This window comes from Pseudomonas sp. P97.38 (assembly GCF_001269745.1).
Lineage (GTDB): Bacteria > Pseudomonadota > Gammaproteobacteria > Pseudomonadales > Pseudomonadaceae > Aquipseudomonas > Aquipseudomonas chlororaphis_E.
Genome location: NZ_LHVJ01000015.1, coordinates 201,125 through 219,422, shown reverse-complemented (window position 1 = coordinate 219,422; position 18,298 = coordinate 201,125). Strand labels below are relative to the sequence as shown.

At 53.4% G+C, this 18,298-nt stretch carries 15 protein-coding genes; all 15 read right to left on the bottom strand.

Features of this window, described 5'->3' with window-relative positions:
* Nucleotides 1–18: 18 nt before the first annotated feature.
* Nucleotides 19–2,013: a nucleoside-diphosphate sugar epimerase/dehydratase gene (locus tag AD664_RS11200; RefSeq protein ID WP_053146573.1), complete on the bottom strand. Its 1,995-nt coding sequence runs from the start codon at nucleotides 2,011–2,013 to the stop codon at nucleotides 19–21.
* A 145-nt stretch (nucleotides 2,014–2,158) separates the two neighbouring features.
* Complete coding sequence (locus AD664_RS11195) at nucleotides 2,159–4,168, bottom strand: nucleoside-diphosphate sugar epimerase/dehydratase (RefSeq protein WP_053147057.1); 2,010 nt, start codon at nucleotides 4,166–4,168, stop codon at nucleotides 2,159–2,161.
* A 94-nt stretch (nucleotides 4,169–4,262) separates the two neighbouring features.
* Nucleotides 4,263–5,279 (bottom strand): glycosyltransferase family 4 protein, encoded by a 1,017-nt coding sequence (locus AD664_RS11190; RefSeq protein ID WP_053146571.1) that lies wholly within the window; start codon nucleotides 5,277–5,279, stop codon nucleotides 4,263–4,265.
* Nucleotides 5,276–6,241, bottom strand: coding sequence for an SDR family oxidoreductase (locus AD664_RS11185; RefSeq protein ID WP_053146569.1), 966 nt, complete (start codon nucleotides 6,239–6,241; stop codon nucleotides 5,276–5,278). The genes AD664_RS11190 and AD664_RS11185 overlap by 4 nt, the downstream gene beginning before the upstream one ends.
* Nucleotides 6,241–7,494 carry a glycosyltransferase family 4 protein gene (locus tag AD664_RS11180; RefSeq protein WP_053146567.1) on the bottom strand — a complete coding sequence of 418 codons (1,254 nt, stop codon included), beginning with the start codon at nucleotides 7,492–7,494 and terminating at the stop codon, nucleotides 6,241–6,243. The genes AD664_RS11185 and AD664_RS11180 overlap by 1 nt, the downstream gene beginning before the upstream one ends.
* Before the next feature lie 14 nt (nucleotides 7,495–7,508).
* On the bottom strand, nucleotides 7,509–8,639 hold the full coding sequence (gene wecB, locus AD664_RS11175; protein WP_053147055.1) for a non-hydrolyzing UDP-N-acetylglucosamine 2-epimerase: 1,131 nt from the start codon (nucleotides 8,637–8,639) through the stop codon (nucleotides 7,509–7,511).
* Between the two features lie 22 nt (nucleotides 8,640–8,661).
* Nucleotides 8,662–9,780 (bottom strand): NAD-dependent epimerase/dehydratase family protein, encoded by a 1,119-nt coding sequence (locus AD664_RS11170; protein WP_053146565.1) that lies wholly within the window; start codon nucleotides 9,778–9,780, stop codon nucleotides 8,662–8,664.
* 5 nt (nucleotides 9,781–9,785) lie between these two features.
* On the bottom strand, nucleotides 9,786–10,820 hold the full coding sequence (locus AD664_RS11165; protein ID WP_053146563.1) for a polysaccharide biosynthesis protein: 1,035 nt from the start codon (nucleotides 10,818–10,820) through the stop codon (nucleotides 9,786–9,788).
* 31 nt (nucleotides 10,821–10,851) lie between these two features.
* Nucleotides 10,852–11,634, bottom strand: a complete 783-nt coding sequence (locus AD664_RS11160) for an AglZ/HisF2 family acetamidino modification protein (protein WP_053146562.1) — start codon at nucleotides 11,632–11,634, stop codon at nucleotides 10,852–10,854.
* Between the two features lies 1 nt (nucleotide 11,635).
* The gene (gene hisH, locus AD664_RS11155) at nucleotides 11,636–12,250 is read right to left on the bottom strand and encodes an imidazole glycerol phosphate synthase subunit HisH (protein WP_053146560.1); all 615 of its coding nucleotides are present in this window, start codon (nucleotides 12,248–12,250) and stop codon (nucleotides 11,636–11,638) included.
* The gene (locus AD664_RS11150) at nucleotides 12,247–13,392 is read right to left on the bottom strand and encodes an N-acetyl sugar amidotransferase (protein WP_053146558.1); all 1,146 of its coding nucleotides are present in this window, start codon (nucleotides 13,390–13,392) and stop codon (nucleotides 12,247–12,249) included. The genes hisH and AD664_RS11150 overlap by 4 nt, the downstream gene beginning before the upstream one ends.
* A gap of 20 nt (nucleotides 13,393–13,412) precedes the next feature.
* Nucleotides 13,413–14,672 carry a hypothetical protein gene (locus AD664_RS11145; RefSeq protein ID WP_053146556.1) on the bottom strand — a complete coding sequence of 420 codons (1,260 nt, stop codon included), beginning with the start codon at nucleotides 14,670–14,672 and terminating at the stop codon, nucleotides 13,413–13,415.
* Nucleotides 14,673–15,085: 413 nt separating this feature from the next.
* A complete protein-coding gene (locus AD664_RS11140; RefSeq protein WP_157061561.1) occupies nucleotides 15,086–16,381 on the bottom strand; it encodes an oligosaccharide flippase family protein in 1,296 nt (431 codons plus the stop codon).
* 122 nt (nucleotides 16,382–16,503) lie between these two features.
* Complete coding sequence (locus AD664_RS11135; RefSeq protein WP_053147053.1) at nucleotides 16,504–17,205, bottom strand: cytidylyltransferase domain-containing protein; 702 nt, start codon at nucleotides 17,203–17,205, stop codon at nucleotides 16,504–16,506.
* Nucleotides 17,206–17,250: 45 nt separating this feature from the next.
* Nucleotides 17,251–18,297 (bottom strand): nucleotidyltransferase family protein, encoded by a 1,047-nt coding sequence (locus AD664_RS11130; protein WP_053146552.1) that lies wholly within the window; start codon nucleotides 18,295–18,297, stop codon nucleotides 17,251–17,253.
* Between the last annotated feature and the right edge of the window lies 1 nt (nucleotide 18,298).

Below are 18,298 nucleotides of genomic sequence, written 5' to 3'. Positions count from 1 at the left end.
TTACAGTATGTGTAACAATCAGGGTTCGAGGCGGCGTTGCTGATAAATCCAGTCAACGATCTCACCGTCCGGTGCGTAACCACTGACTGTATCGCGCAGCAATTGGCGGACTCGCGCGTAATCATCCCGCTCAATGGCCACCAGCAACCCGGTAAGCCTGGCCTTGAGCACCTCCCAGGGTAGGAAATCCTCATTGGCACTCATGATCATCGGGTGCTGAGTCGAAACGACGTTGTCACCAATCAGCAACTCTTCGTAAAGCTTCTCGCCCGGACGCAGGCCCGTGAACTCGATGGAAATATCGCCATGAGGGTTCTTTTCCGAACGCACGCTCAAGCCAGACAAGTGGATCATCTTTTCCGCCAATTCGACAATCTTCACCGGCTCACCCATGTCCAGCACGAAAACATCACCTCCCAAGCCCATGGAGCCGGCCTGAATCACTAGCTGAGCCGCTTCGGGAATGGTCATGAAATAGCGCGTGATCTTGGGATGGGTGACGGTCAACGGACCACCCGACTTGATCTGCCTATGGAACAGGGGAATAACCGATCCGGACGAGCCCAGCACGTTGCCGAACCTGACCATGGTGAAGCGGGTTTTATTGACACGCGAAACATTGGCCTGATCGCCGAACAACACCGGCGCCAATTCGCGGCTCAGAGCCTGTAGGGTCAGCTCCGCAAGCCGCTTGGTGCTGCCCATCACATTGGTAGGTCGCACGGCCTTGTCCGTGGAAATCAGCACGAAGTTCGCCACTCCCGCCTGCAACGCTGCCTGAGCCGTGTTAAGCGTGCCTATCACATTGTTGAGAACGCCTTCGGCGATGTTGTGCTCGACCATCGGCACATGTTTATAGGCGGCGGCGTGATAGACCGTATCGACGCTCCAGGTTTTCATCACATCCAGCAGCTTGTCCTGGTCCCTTACCGACCCCAGGATAGGCAGCAGACGAACGGACAAGGATTCCCGGGCAACTCGAGGTTCCAGCTCAGACAGGATGCTGTAGAGATTGAATTCGCTGTGCTCGAAAAGCAGCAAAGTCGTGGGTTTCAGCACCAGGATCTGCCGACACAGCTCTGAACCGATCGAGCCTCCCGCTCCCGTCACGAGTACCACTTGACCCGCGATACAGTGCTCAAGCAGATCAGCTTGCGCAGGCACCGAGTCACGGCCTAGTAGGTCCGCAATATCCACCTCTTGGATATCATCGACCTTGACCCGTCCGCTGGCCAGATCCATGAAACCAGGGACGCTGCGCACGTGCAGCGGAAACCCCTCGAGCAGCGTCAGTATTTCCCGACGACGGCCCCGAGATGATGACGGGATCGCCAGCAAGATTTCCTGGGCGCCAGTTGCATCGATCATTTTCTGGATATGCTTCGGCTCGTAGACTTGCAACCCGGCGATGACACGGTCGGCAATACTGGTGTCATCGTCGATGAATGCCACCGGCCGCATGACACGCCCCATGCGCAAGGCGGCCACCAGTTGATTACCGGCGGCCCCGGCGCCATAGATGGCGACCTTGGGCAGACCATCGTCACGACTGGTAAAGGGCACGTGCTGCGCCGCAGCGAACCAGTCCCCCAGGAAGTATTGCCGCATCACCAGGCGCAGGCCGCCAATCATGATCAGGCTGAGCCACCAGTAATTGAAGATGATGGAGCGTGGCACGACGGTCTTATGGTTGCTGTACCAATACACAACAAGGGCCAGCAGCAACGCCGACAGACTGACCGCCTTGCAGATCGTGATCAGCGCATCATTGCCGAAATAACGCATGACAGCGCGATACATGCCAAAGCGGATGAAAATCGGAATGGCAACCAGGGGCGCGGAGCAGAAGAGCCACAGGTGCGTTTCAATCGGGCGAACCAATGCCTCGAAACCGAGCCGAACGACGAACGCAAGCCACAGGGCGAACCAGACAAGGACGATATCTGTCGCCACCTGAATCGCCCGCTTGTGGCGTCTTGGCAATCCAAGCAAGGCTATTCTTAGTTTATCCATGAACCCTTCACGCACCTTGGGTCACTCCCGTCGCTGATCCGTTCCTATCGAACGTACAAGCGCCGCGTATCATCGATAAAACAATCATCAGAAATGTACCCATATCAGTACTTGAGGATAGACCCGATCCTGCGTTCCGGTTTGTTCAGCGGTCCTGATGTTTGGGGATCAAGCGTCTCTGCTGGAATATCCAATCGACAATTTCGCCCTCCGGGGTATAACCGCTGACCACTTCGCGCAACAGCATGCGGACTCGTGAGTATTCATCCTTGCCAACGGCTACCATCAGTTCGTCCAGTTTGACCTTGAGTTGCTCCCAGGACAGGTGATCTTCGTGGGCGCTCATGATCATCGGATGCGGAGTCGCCACCACATTGTCTCCGATCAACAGCTCCTCATAGAGTTTTTCGCCTGGCCGCAACCCGGTGAATTCGATCGAGATATCACCGTGCAGGTTTTTTTCAGAGCGTACGTTCAAGCCTGACAGGAGTACCATTTTCTCCGCCAACTCGGCAATCTTCACCGGCTCGCCCATGTCCAGGACGAATACGTCTCCCCCTCGCCCCATCGAACCTGCCTGTATCACCAACTGAGCGGCCTCAGGAATGGTCATGAAATAGCGGGTGATGTTGGGATGGGTGACTGTGATGGGGCCGCCGGACTTGATCTGTTGCCGAAAGCGCGGGATGACCGAGCCGGACGACCCCAGCACGTTTCCAAAGCGCACCATGACGAAACGGGTCTTGTTGACCCGCGCGACATTCCCACTGTCCCCGAACAACACCGGGGCGACCTCTTGACTCAAGGCTTGCAAGACCATTTCCGCCAGGCGCTTGGTACTGCCCATGACGTTGGTCGGGCGTACGGCCTTGTCCGTGGAAATCAGCACGAAATTCTCAACCTGGGCCTTCAGCGCCGCTTGTGCGGTGTTCAATGTACCGATGACATTGTTGAGCATGCCTTCGGCGATGTTGTGCTCGACCAGAGGCACATGCTTGTAGGCCGCGGCGTGATACACCGTCTCGACCTTCCATGCGGTCATGGTGTCGAACAATTTGCCCGCGTTACGCACGGATCCCAGGATCGACAACAGGTTGACCGGGATCGACTGCCGAGAGATGGTCTCCTCCAGTTCGCTCAAGATGCTATAGAGATTGAACTCACTGTGATCGAACAGCAGGAGCGTGGAAGGCTGCAGGGCGAGAATCTGGCGGCAGAGCTCGGAACCGATCGACCCGCCCGCGCCCGTTACCAGCACCACCTTGCCCTGAATGCAGCGCGATAACAGTGCAGGTTGTGCAGGCACCGCGTCGCGGCCAAGCAAGTCGGCAATATCCACTTCCTGGATGTCATCGACTTTTACACGACCACTGGCCAGGTCCATGAAGCCCGGCACGCTGCGTACGTGCAGCGGATAACCTTCAAGGTAGCCCAGGATCTCACGTCGCCGTGCACGGCTTGCCGATGGAACGGCCAGCAGCACTTCCTGGGCCCCGGTGAGCTCGATCATCTTCTGGATGTGTTTCGGCTTAAACACCTGCAAGCCGGAAATCATGCGATTGGCGATACTGACGTCGTCATCAATGAACGCCACCGGTTGCATGTCTCGACCGACGCGCAAGGCCGCCACCAACTGATTACCGGCGGCGCCAGCACCATAGATCGCTACCTTGGTCAGGCCGGTATTACGGTTTACAAAAGGCACGTGATGCGCCGGGATGAACCAGTCCCCCATGAAGTACTGGCGCATAAGCAGCCTCAGACCGCCGATCATCACCAGGCTGAGCCACCAATAGTTGAAAATGACGGAGCGTGGCACGGGTGCCATATAGGCGGCCCCCCAATACACCACAAGCGCCAGGACCAGTGCACTCAGGCTGACGGCCTTGATGATCGCAATCAGGGCATCGTTGCCCAGGTAGCGCATCACCGCCCGATACATCCCGAATCGAACGAACAGGGGGATGGCAATCAATGACGCACTGACCAGCAGCCAAGGATGATGGATGAACGGGTTGACCATGTCGTCCAGGCCAAGGCGCACCACGAATGCCAACCACAGAGCCAGCCAAACCAACAGCACATCGGTCATGACCTGAAGCAAGCGTTTCTGCCGACGTGGCAGCCCTAGCAATGCGACGCGAAGTCTATCCATGAATGTTTCCAACACCTTGTCGTTCCTACCCATTCTCGTGAAGGCTGTAAGGCTACAGCCTTTCATTACCACCCATCGGCTCTGTTTCGAGTACTCAGGCGCTCTCCAATTGACCGGCCTTGAACTTGAAGGCCAATACCACCAGCGGTACGTAGGCCAGCAACAAGCCTGTCAGCCCATCGAGCTTCAGCATCACGACGCACCACGCCAAGGGAAACAGCCACAGCACATTGATGGCAGCCACCGCCAACGTAACCGGACGATGGCGGCCATAGCGGCGCGAGGCAAACTGATAAGCATGGCTGCGGTGCGCCTCGTAGACCTTGTCACCGCGCAAGAATCGACGAATCAGCGTGACCGTGGCATCGACGATAAAGACCCCCAACAGGATCAGCCAGGCCCAGAACAAGGCTGGGGACGCCCAGGCCGCTTGCAGCGACATGATCCCAAGCGCGATACCCAGGAAACCACTGCCCGCATCCCCCATGAAAATCTTCGCCGGTGGAAAATTCCAGAACAGAAATCCCAGCACCGCAGCAGCCAGGATCAACGGCGGCCAGATCAGGTCGGTGAAACCCGACAACACGTAGAGCACGCTTGCGCCGACGCAGGCCAACACCGCCTCCACGCTGGCAATACCGTCGATGCCATCCATGAAGTTGTACAGGTTGAGCAGCCAGACGAGATAAATAGCGGCCAGGACATGCCCGACCCAGGAAAGGTCGAAGCTCACGCCAAACAGGTTCAGGGGTGCAAGGCCTTCAAGCCATACGAGGGCCCAGGCCGCCGCACTGAAGTGCCCGAGCAACCGCCATCGCGCGGCAATGTGGCCATGGTCATCCATGAATCCCACGATGGCGACCAACGCACCCGCGCCCCCCAAGGCCACCAGGTAGTCGAGCGACACCAGGCCCAATTGGCCCAACAGCGGCAACGTCACCAGGAACGCAACCACGATCGCCACGCCCCCTCCCCTTGGTGTCGGGATGCTGTGTGAGCTGCGTGCGTTCGGGATATCGATGATGCTGCGTGCCAAAGCATAGCGACGAAGGCCCGCCGTCATGAGCAGCGAAGCCATCGCAACAGAGAAAAACAACCAGAAGTACATCATTTCGCTTGATTCATCCTGAAATGCCGTGCGGCCCTGGCCAAGGCGTCATCAACACTCACCGGCGGGACCCAATTCAAAAGTGTGCGGGTTTTCTCGATATCGACTTGCAATGAACCGCACAGGCGCTGAGACAGCGCTTTTTTACCCAACAGGCTGGCACCCCGCTCGAGCATCCAGCTGGGAACCGGTATCAAGCGGGCCGACTTGCCCATTGCCCGGGCCATGCGGCTGAGCAACGCCGTAGTCGACAGGTCCTCCCCATCACTGACCAGGAACGTCTGGTTCGCCGCTGCCGGATGGTCGATACACGTGACAATCAAGTCGACCAGGTTATCGATACTCACCAGGCTGCGCCGGTTATCAATGGCGCCGAATGGCAACGGCACACCTTTGTCCAGCCAACGCATCATGCTCAGGAAGTTCGCCTTCACCCCCGGGCCGTACACCAGGACTGGCCGGATGATGACTACGTCCATCCCTGTCGTTTGCGCAAGCTGGCGCAGGCCTTCCTCGGCCTCCTGCTTGGACACGCCATACGGGTCGGCCGGCGCAGGCACGTCATCCGCACGATAAGGACGGCCGGGCACAGTACCTTCCCCATTAACCTTGATGGAGCTGATGAAAATGAAGCGACGCACACCGGCTTCGGCCGCCTGCCGGGCAAAGTTGAGCGTACCCTCCACGTTGACCTGCCGAAAAGCAGCCAGCGGATCTGCTTCGGTATCATTCATTACATGCACGCGCGCGGCGCAATGGATGACCGTGTCCACATTGGCCAGGTGCGGTTGCCATTGGGTCTGGGGGGCAAATGCCTCGATCCGGACCGTGCTTGCCGATGCCGGTAGATGCCTATCACCACGTACCACCGCAACCACCGCCTTGTCGGGCTCTGCCAGCAAGCGTTGGAGCAATGCACCGCCGACAAACCCACTCGCTCCGGTCATAAGAATACTGTGCTGCATCAGCGGTCTACCTTACGTAGCGTGGCGTTTCTGAAAAGGTCTTCCAAACGTGCCAGCAAGCGCTGTTTGGCGTAGTGCTGAAGATAATAATTGCGCCCACGCTCCCCCATCACCTTGAGTTGAGGGCGCTCCGTGTCGGCCAAGGCCTGAGTGATCCGCGCCAACCCATCTGCATCACCGGAGGCACAGGTGAAACCCGCACCCGACTCATCGATGACGCGTGCGGCCTCACCATTGATCATGCCCAACAAGGGCCTGCCCGAAGCCAGGTAAGCCTGGACCTTGCCGGGAATGGTCTTCTCAAATACATCGTTGGTTTTCAATGAGACCAGCAATGCATCGGCGTTGGCGAACAGCGCCGGCATGGCTTCCAACGGGTGCCTGCCCAACAGCAAGACGTTGTCCAGGCCGCGAGCACTGACCTGTTGCCCCAGCCACTCACTCATCCGACCATCACCCACGATGGCCCAACGCACGGCCACTTTTCCACGCAGTTGCTCCGCCGCATCCAACACGGCGGGGAAATCCTGGGCTTCACCCAGATTTCCGGCAAACACCACGGTAAATACCGACTCGTCCCGTGCAAGTATCGAGGTCGAAGGGTCCACTGACGTCGAGAAATCGTCTTCGGCCCAGCTAGGAAAATAGACTAGGCGCTGCGGATCCATCGGCCGTGTACAGTAGCCCTTGACGTTTTCAAGGAAACCATTGGACTGCAGCAGCAGGTAGTCCGCGCGGTTGTAGATCCACGACACCATCCGCCCTACCAGGGCCAACGCCGCCGGCTTTTTCAATACACCGACGGCCCGCAGCGTTTCCGGCCACAGGTCCAGGACCCAGATGAAGACCGGGGCTTTTTTCAGGCGACCGATCACCAACGCGGGGATCGCCGCCATGATAGGGGACACGGCGTAGACGAATACCGCATCGAAGGTACGGCCCCGCAGCGCATAGGCACCCACGGTCGACGCGCTGGTAAAAAAGCTCAGGTAGTTGAGGATCAACTGCAGGCTGCGCTTTCCACGTGGAATCATCGGGACCCTGACAACGCTTGCGCCATGGTAGTCGGCGAACTGCTGCGGCGCGCCCGTGTAGGCTTCGAAAACCTTGCCTTCCGGATAATTGGGCACACCGGTGAGCACGGTGACCGAATGTCCTTTTTCAGTGAAATCACGCACCAGATCGTTGATCCGCATGTTCTCTGGCCAGAAATACTGCGTGACCACCAAAATATTCAGCTTGCTCTCAGGCATATTCACAACTCGACTCAATACCGCTTCCAGACGACACGGTTCACGTAGTCGGTATAGCTGTGCACGATCCTGGCAACTTTCTCGGAGACGTTAGGCATGCTGTAGTCCGCCACCAGGCGCAAGCTGCGTTCGGTGCCCGATAGTTGCGTCTGGAGAATATTCAACCCCTGCAGCACCCGCTCGACTTCCAGGCCTACCATCATTACCGCCGCTTCCTCCATTCCTTCAGGCCGCTCGTGAGCTTCGCGCAGGTTCAAGGCCGGGAAATTGAGGATGGACGACTCTTCGTTGATGGTGCCACTGTCTGAAAGGACGGCACGGGACTCGAGTTGCAGCTTGTTGTAGTCCATAAAGCCCAGGGGCTTGAGCAACCGGACGTTCTCATGGAATACGATGCCCATGGCATCCACGCGCTTCTGAGTACGTGGATGGGTAGAGACAATCACGGGCTGGCCAAAAGTGCTGGCGACGGTGTTGAGCACCTCGACCATCTTGAGGAAGTTCTTGTCCGAGTCGATGTTCTCTTCCCGGTGTGCACTGACCACGAAGAACTTGCCCGCTTCCAGGCCAAGCCGCTCCAGGACGTCCGAGGCTACGATGCTGTCACGGTAGTGGTTGAGCACTTCGAACATCGGGCTGCCTGTCTTGATCACTCGATCGGCAGGCAAGCCCTCGCCCAGCAAGTAATCACGGGCAATGGTGCTGTAGGTCAGGTTGATGTCTGCCGTATGATCGACGATACGCCGATTGATCTCCTCGGGAACGCGCATGTCGAAGCAGCGGTTCCCGGCTTCCATATGGAAAGTCGGGATCTTGCGACGCTTGGCAGGAATGACTGCCATGCAGCTATTGGTGTCGCCCAGTACCAGCAACGCCTCCGGCTCAATGGTCGCCAATACCCGGTCTACTGCGATGATCACATTACCGATGGTTTCGGCACCGGTACTGCCGGCGGCGTTCAGGAAGTGATCGGGCTTGCGAATGCCCAGGTCCTGGAAAAAAATCTCGTTCAGTTCATAGTCGTAGTTCTGCCCGGTGTGCACCAATACGTGCTCACAGTACTTATCCAGCGCGGCCATGACCCGGGACAGGCGGATGATTTCCGGACGTGTTCCTACAACGGTGACGATCTTCAGCTTTTTCAGTGCGGTGTTCATTGCTAATCCTTCAGGCCTGGGTACCAACAGCCATGGTGTAGGTGTCTGGCCGCTCACGATCAAAGATCTCGTTGGCCCACAGCATGACGATCATTTCAGTTTCGCCGGTGTTGGTGATGTCATGGGTCCAGCCCGGAACGGTCTCGACCACTTGCGGGGTGTCACCGTCCGTGTAGAGCTCATAGAACTCACCGCTGACGATATGCCGGAAACGGAAACAGGCATGCCCCTTGATTACCAGAAACTTCTCGGTCTTGCTGTGATGGTAATGCCCTCCCCGCGTGATGCCCGGGTGAGCAGTGAAGTAAGAGAACTGCCCCGAATCCGGAGTCTTGAGCATTTCGACGAATACGCCCCGCGCGTCACCGTGCTTGGGCAATTCGTAGGTGAAGACCTCGGGGGGAAAGTAGCTTAGATACGTCGAATACAGCGCGCGGACCAAACCGGTTCCGACCCGCTCGGTCACCATGGTTTCCCGGCTGCGCTTGAATGCCTGCAGTTGGTCCGCCAGCGCCCCGACCGTCGTGTCGTAGACCGGCAAGACATCCAGATAAGGACCTTTCGCGCCATTGCCATCCATCACATCAATGAAGCTTTTGACCACATCGTCGATATACACCAACTGCAATGCAGCAGCCGGGTTGTTGACGGTGATCGGCAAGTCACGAACGATGTTATGGCAGAACGTGGCCACGGCCGAGTTGTAGTCAGGTCGCGCCCATTTGCCGAAAACGTTAGGCAAACGATAGAGGTAGACCGGTGAACCTTGCTGCTCCGACAGGTCAAGCAATGCGCGCTCTGCGTCGCGCTTACTCGTTCCGTAAGGATTATCCACCTCGGCCTGTATGGACGAGGTGTAGATCACGGGAATTGACCGGCCTGTGGCCTTGACGGCGGCGCACAATGTTGCGGTCAGGCCGCTATTACCTTCGCTGAACTCTTCGACACGCTGCGGTCGGTTGACACCGGCCAGGTGAAACACGAAGTCCACACCCTCAAGCATCGACAACAAGTCGCCAGCAGCGTGCTCACGACCGAATCGGACCAGCTGAATGTCCTGGCGCTCCCGAAGGTGTGCGACCAGGTTCTTCCCAACGAAGCCATTGGCGCCGGTGATAAGAACTTTCATAAGGCTCACTCCTCTGGAGTGGCATGTTCGCCACGCTGGATGGCCCGCATGAACTCCAACTTCAACAGCAACTTCTGCATACCTTCGACGTCCAGCCGCTCGGTGTTATGCGAGTTGTAATCCTCGGTGTGGGAGATCTTTTCCTCGCCTTGCTCGACGAACTTGCTGTAGTTCAAGTCGCGCAAGTCCGGTGGCACACGGAAATAGGCGCCCATGTCCTGCGCACAGGCCATTTCCTCACGACTTAGCAACGCTTCATACAGTTTTTCGCCGTGACGCGTGCCAATGATCTGAATGGGGTGTTCGGGCAGCCCGAGCATGGCAGTCAACGCTTTCGCCAGGGTTTGCACGGTGGCCGCAGGCGCTTTCTGGACGAAAAGATCGCCATTGTTGCCATGTTCGAAGGCATACAGCACCAAGTCGACTGCATCGGACAAGGTCATCATGAACCGGGTCATGTTCGGATCGGTGATCGACAGCGACTTTCCTTCGCGAATCTGCTCGACGAACAGAGGGATGACCGAGCCGCGGGACGCCATGACGTTGCCGTAGCGTGTACCGCAGATAACCGTTTTGCTCTCGTCGACGTTACGTGACTTGGCAACCATGACCTTTTCCATCATGGCCTTGGAAATACCCATGGCATTGATCGGGTAGACAGCCTTGTCGGTGCTCAGGCAAACCACCCGCCGAACGCCATTCTGAATAGCAGCCTCGAGCACGTTATCGGTCCCGATGACGTTGGTCTTCACGGCCTCCATTGGATGGAACTCGCAAGACGGAACCTGCTTGAGCGCGGCGGCATGGAAGATATAGTCAACGCCGCGGGTGGCATTCAGCACACTTTGGTAATCCCGCACATCACCGATGTAAAACTTCAGCTTGGCGTTACCGTAACGCTTGCGCATGTCGTCCTGTTTCTTCTCATCGCGGCTGAAAATGCGTATCTCAGCGATGTCGGTGTCCAGGAAACGTTTGAGCACTGCATTACCGAAAGAACCCGTACCGCCGGTAATAAGAAGTTTTTTGCCGTTGAACATATGATCTGACCCTTGCCGCGAACCCGGAAAGTTACCGGGCTCGTAGAGCTGAATAAATAATGTCGTCTTTTTGCTGAGCACTCGGATAGCTGATCAACACAGCCCGGTATGCGCCCTTGAATACAAAGAAGCTACCTGCTGCCACGCCGACCACGCCACAAGCTGCCACGACGCCGCGCATATCCTCAAGCGAACCGCCGCCCCCCAGGATGGTAATGGGGATGTGCACGGCCTCGCGCAGCTTGACGGCAAGCTCGACATTGTAGCCTTTCATCCTGCCGTCGTTTTCAATGGAATTGAGCACGATCTCTCCGGCGCCGAGTCTTTCGAACTCTTGAGCCGCCTCAAGAACGCTGCGCTTGGTGTTTCGCGTGCCATTATGCGTCCAGACCTCCTGCTGTTTACTCAACAGGCGCGCCTTATGGTCGAGGACCACGACAACGCTCTGGCTGCCGATTTCTTCAGCGATCTGACTGATCAACTGAGGGGTCTCAAAGGCCGCCGAGCTGATGGCGACCTTCTCGACGCCCAGCGCAATAATATCCTTGGCCTGTTGCACGGTCCGAATGCCCCCGCCATAACACAATGGCATGCGGCACTCTGCTGCCAGTTTGGCAATCTGGGCGTAATTGGGTTCGGCAGCGTTCACCGTGGCGTCGATGTCGATCACGATCAACTCGTCGGCTTCTTTTTCGTTGAAGATCTTAACCGCGTTGATCGGGTCCCCAACGTATTTGGGGTCCTTGAACTTCACTGTCTTCACCAGCCCGCCGTCTTGAATCAGCAAGCAAGGAATGATCCTAGGTCTCAACATGTCATAGTTCCGCGAAGTTTTTCAGCAATCCGACGCCGAAATGGTGGCTTTTCTCAGGGTGAAACTGGGCGCCATACACATTTTCAGCGCGCACGGCACAGCTGAACGCCAAGCCGTAGGAGGAGGTGGCCTCACTGTGTTGGGCCTCCTCGCATTCAAAAAAGAACGAATGCAGAAAATAAAAGCGCGCGTCGTTCTCAAAGCCCTTGAACAACGCAGAGCCCGCGACTGGAGTGACATCGTTCCAGCCCATGTGCGGCAGAGGCACGTCGGTCAGGCCGGGAACGGACTTGAACGACCGAACGCAACCGGGTACCCAGCCCAGGCCAGGCATAGAGCCCTCGTCACTTCGGTTCGCCAATATTTGCATACCCACGCAAACACCCAACACCGGGACTTTATGCCCCAGGACCAATTCTTCGAGCACAGGGCGCATGCCCGAGGCATCAAGCCGTTTAACGGCATGATCGAACGCGCCGACCCCGGGAAGGATCAACTTCGTCGCACCGTCCAATTGCGCAGCCGTCTGGGCGACAGCAACCGGAATATGTAAACGTCGATAGACGTTCACGAAAGCCTGGATATTCCCCAGACCATAATCAATGATGGTAATCATCTGAACAGTCGTCTTTCCAATCCGATTGCACTGAGAACCCGGGCGCCAATTCCAATCAGGAACCGCTTGTTTTTGTAATCATGGTAGGTTTTATTTTCGCCGTCGAAAATGCGCTGAAGCTCAGGCACAGTCAAGTCCAGCTTGTGTGCAACATACTCAAACTCGGAGGTCAGGAAATTCTCATCCAGCTCAGGCTTGGCAATGCGCTCCAAAGCGGCCTCACGAGTCATCTGGCCGGTCATGATAAGACTGGAGAAATGAGCACGGCGCTTTTCATAGCCAAACTTGCGCGGCATCCAGTAATCTTCGTAGAAACGCGTGAATCTGGATTCGTGATGTTTGTGCTGAAAACGCTTCCAACCGAACAGACGCTCCAGTGTATCCTCCGCATCGCTCTTTATATAAGGCAACAGATTCAACGGACGAACAACCTGCATACCCAAGACATAACGATAATAAATTTTGTAGGACAAGATATCGACCAGCGGAAACGACTTGAGCTTGCGCGTTCCGAATTTGCCGTGGATATCATTGATCAGTATTTTATCTATGCCCGGGTAGCCACCCCACTCTTCCGGTTCGCGACAGCACTCAGTAGAGTAATTAGCACCTGTTAATACGTACTTTATCTTATTGGCTTTTGCGAATCGATAAAGCCCTGAAAAGAAAGCAGCGTCTTGCGGAATATCCTGATCTGGAATTTGCGCTTTCAAAAAAGCCACTTGCAAACTCTTCATCTCTTCCCAGTTGACAACGTCAGTGTATAGCTCCAAACCAAGGCCATCGACAAGCTTCTCGATATTACCGACAGCCTGATCCGTATTCCAACCTGCATCAACATGAAACAGAAGTGGCCGCAGCCCCATAACTTCTTTAGCGACATAGCACAAGTAAGAACTGTCAAGACCACCACTAAGGCCTATGATACAGTCAAAATCACGACCAACGCCGTCCGCTTTGATTTTATCAGCCAACGCCTTAAGCTCAGCCTGGCCACGCGCATCAGTGTGCCAACTGGGCTTGATGACCTTCTCAAAATTATTGCAATACTCGCAAACACCATGCTCATCAAAACTTATATTAGGATCACTGGTATCCATAATACATCTAGAGCAAACAGTGTACTCCCCGGCGCGCCTCATTGTCCCCCTCCCATAAACTGTTACTTCGCTGACTGCAGCTTACTCATTATTTTCGACAAAACCGCCTCGTATTCTGCAGGCTTGATAGCCAGCGGGTGCAAAATAGCACCTATCCCGCTCCCTTCATACTCAGCCACCAGGGTAGAGGGATAGGATATTAACAAATCGACCTTGGGAAAGAAATCGGCCTGTTCAATCATATGCCAACCTCTCGCCCTGATCTCCCTGCTCGGAGAAACAGTCGGGTGCGGTTTGTAAAAAAAATCGATGCCAGAATTCGACACCATCTGGTCGTACAAAAACAAGTGAAAACTTTCACATATCGCATGGCCGACGATCAGCACGCTAAAATCCGAGGACACGGGTGACAAAGAAATTTTAGGCTTGAAGCATTCGACCTCAAGGTCACGCCGCCGATTTGCGCAGGATAGAATATATTTGCGAAACACCTCGGCAGCCCCTTGATTATATACATAGAGCTTATTCACGCTGACCAATCGCGTGGGAATCTTTACAGAAAACGTGGTTTCCATACTTGTTGAAGACAACCCCACAAGCGAACCATGCTGGACAATTGTCAGCCCCGACGACACCTTTCTCCGCGCGACTAAACGATCAACAAGAACCGCCCAACGATCATAATGATCAGTGATGACAAATTTATGAGAGGGCATTTTTTCAATGGCGAAATAAAACACAATCCACTTGAAAGCCGTATAACTTTGCAACTTCCAAATTGAAAGATCATTCTTACGCTTCATCCGACTGGAAACAATAAAAGAAAGCCTCAACGCCTCAACACAGTCGCGCCAAGTCAGAAAAGAAGAATAGTTCAACACTGTCAAGCCGGGACTCGTGATCACTCCCTCGCTTCCAGGACCTCTCACCAGACAACTGGATTGACTCAATGCATCAACCGACTCGAGTACGCTCAAGGCACGCGGGGAGAAAGAAAGCGCAATAGATCTATCCGAAGGCAAACCCAAAAACCTTAAATCAAACTTATCCTTACTAATCAACAATCTTGAGAAGTCAAACAGAAACCAGCATTTATCAAGCCCCAGATACCACAGCCAGCTCACAACCCGTATAAAAACCCTAGCGACAAAAAAGCCTTCCCCAATGACACTCAAAAATTTCGCAGGACGTGGTGCATACGCCAGTTTACTTGGATCACAGGCGCACAGCGAGTAAACACTTTCATCAACCGCAATTTCATTTCTCGTCGCAGCAAGATAATGAGCAAGCAGCCTCAACCGCCCATGCTTTTTCTTATCCATATGCTTTATTCCTTTTCGATCCTCTGAATACAAAAAAAGCTTCCCTCGGGAAAAAAAGCATTTGGTTATCTGGAAAGGACTTCAGCGTATTTCCGAATATAGCACAAACAACACAGTACAAAAAAAACATTTTGAACAACATATCAGCATCGCTGCCAGAGCGAGGTCCAAACATAAATATCAAAAAAAACAGAAAACAAGCAAAAACCAGAATACATAGTAAACCCATCAAGTTAGAATAAGAACTTTCACTAAACAGACTCAACTTGGCACTCTCGGAGCCCGGCAAGAAATGAGAAAAACCAAAACCAGGATTATTGAGATTACCTAAAGCCGATATTAACCTTACAATTGCAGCGTGCGCACAACAAGCGGATGGCTGCCCTGCACTACCTAGCTCGTGCAGAGCTTTATTAGGGTTTAACATCACAACCATCCTTCTTAATCAAACGAAAGCAAAAAACATAAGCCAGAGATTTCCATATAAATATCATTACAAAAGCATTACACATCCCCCAAAGCACAGCTGTGACCCCATCAACGTTTGCCATGCGCATTGCAAAATAAGATACGAGAAAAACCATCAGTCCGCCGACCTGACTAAAAAATATATGCGAGTCTTTATGAAGCGCATAAAGCCCTACATGGGGAATCATGCTGAAGGAATAGAGAGCCATCGCCAAAATCAACCACTTCAATACATAAAAATACTCGACATAAACAATTTTATCCAACCACAACGTCATGCCCCAACCACAAAAATAACAGGCAACAGATAAAAACAAGGTAAAACCGACCACATTAAAAGTAAGCCCCCTCATGCTGGCAGAGAATTGGCGATAATCGTAAGACTTGGCAAGAAGGATAAGCTTAGGATAGTAGAACACTATAACAGCCGCATCCAAAAACGAAAGTACAGCCGTCGCCATACCTATGTATAGGACATAAGCTCCTAAGGCATCAAGACCCGCTACTTGCTCTATCCAGTAGCGATCAATGGTAAAAATACCACGAATACAAAGACTGGCGATCAGCAACGGCCAAACCAGCCTCAGTCCTTTTCTTATCCACGCCCAATTTACTGGTTTAAAAAAAGAACGGCTACTGTAAGATCTCAAGCCCCAAAAACCAATAAAAAGCGCGAACAAGCACCCCAAAAACCAGAGCAAAAAGACAAAATTTAAATTGCGCATTTTGGGCCATAAAAATATAGCCAATATGACGACCAGACACCACACACCACTACGGACAAATAAAACCACACTGGCCAGCATTTGCTGTGAAACAGCGACTAAAACCCTATTCAGCTCTTGAGCCAAATGCTCAACGACCAGTAGAAAACCAAACCAGTAGATATACTCGAATGCAATGAATCCGTGCGAAAAAAAAACAACCACCAACGGCAATACCAAAACGTACGCGATGGCGTAAAGTACTACTTGATCCTTGAGATAACCGAACAACAGATCTGGATCAGAGCCTATGATCTCACGCGTGGAATAATTATAAAATTCAAAACCTACCAAATATATTGCATATCCGATAGTCGCCGCTACCAGTCCGTAGATACCCACATCTTTAGCATCGAGATATTTAGCCATAAAAAAAATAAGAGCAAACTTACTAACCAGCGTAGCCGCCCTTATATTCAAATTGATGAGGCGCTTGACTTTCTCGCACCCCACCAAACTTAGCACTTTATTTAACAACCGAATCTATACTCCCAAACAAAACAGCCATACACCTTCAGACAGAAACAACCGCATCAATCAAGCCAATCTATTGCTAGGAGGCCAATCATGCCTTTGTGAGCCAAAAGTCCTATCTCAAATTAAAAGGCTAAATCTTTGTTCAGATTCTCATCATGAACAAACATCTCAGCCATTCTAAAATCATAGATATCGTCCACATCCACAGCACGCATACGCGGGACAACCACGGATTTTAACCGTCCGCCGAAAAGCCCTGTCGATGTTTTGATATAGGAAGGGCGCGTCACATAAGCAACGCCCGTCATATCATAGGCAGCCGGGGCATCCTGCCTTCGTGTTATGGTGCCATCACCGCACACCAGCTTACTAAACCCGGCCTCATCTCGAACCAACATTGCAAAATATGGGTTGGTTGCCGCGGGGGTTACCGTCACAACCACATCAGCGCCTTCAATCGAATCCAGACATTTACGTACATCACTGGCGTTCCGCAATGGGCTGGTAGCCGGAAGGCTCAAGAACACGTCAAAGCGGTCACCACGTTGCTCCAAAGTTTCGATCGCATGCTGCCAGGACTTCCACTCCGCCGACGTATCTGCTGCCAGATGTTCAGGCCGCTCAATCACTTCTGCGCCGTACTTCTTCGCAACCGCAGCTATCTGTGGACAATCCGTTGAAACAAACACCTTCTCGATACTTTCAACTTGCTTAGCTACATTGATCGAATAGGCTAGCAAGGGCTGACCATCCAAATCTCTAATATTCTTACCGGGCAGGCCTTTAGAACCACCTCTTGCAAATATAAAAGCATACGTCTTCATAAAATCCTCCCCAAGGTCCAACAACGTAAAAATAGTGCAGAGCATTTACAAGCTCAAAAATTCGCTTTGGGCCCGTTGAAAATCCTCCATACGACCTATATCAAGCCAGTACTCATGCACAGGAAACATATTTACATTTCGCTTGAACTCAATTTCTTTTTCCAGCAACGTAGGCATATCGATACGCTCACCAGGCGGAACGCTTTTCACCAATTCCGGTGACAGTAAGTAGATTCCTGCATTGATGAAAAAGTGTTGAACCGGTTTCTCAACCATTGAGACTATTCTATGCCCCTCGCTTTGAATTACGCCGTAGGGGACACGATACTCAAATTCCCTTACGCACATCGTGGCTGCGCCATTGTGCGCTTCATGAAATTCCAATAGGTTCTGGAAATTCAAGGTGGTCAACAAATCCCCGTTCATCATGAAAAGCGGCATATCTATTTCATCATGAGGAAGCAGGCCCAGCGCTCCACCAGTGCCCAAAGGAACCTCCTCATGGATATAGGTAATGCTGACACCCCATTGGCTACCGTTACCGAAATAATCTCTAATCATCTCTGGCATGTAATGAGTCGAGATATAAAACCGATGGAAACCCGAGTTTATGAAGCGCTCCAGGATCAGTTCCAAAATTGGCTTATCGCCGACCTTGAGCAAGGGTTTGGGACAATTATGGGTCAGCGGTCTCAATCGTGTGCCGAAACCACCCGCCATGAGAAACACGGGGTTATCACGGCGCGGCTTATCGAGAAGATCATGCAAGGTCTCAAGCCCAATTACTTTGCCCTGATCATCCAGCACCGGAAGTTGAAGAAGCTTGTACTGTTCCATTATGGAAAGGATACGAGCCTTCGTCCAACCCTGACGAGCTGTCTTCGGGGACAAGCACATAATGTTCTTGATAGGACCATTGAGCGGCAGTTTTTTCAGTAGTGCCCGCCTAATGTCTCCGTCGGTCACGGTACCCAAGAGATTTTGTTGGTCATCTACTACCAGAACTATACGCATCGCAACGCGATCGAGCGTAGCGATCGCCTCTTCCATAGCGATGTCTGGACTAACAAGCGTCAACTGCCACTGTTTCATT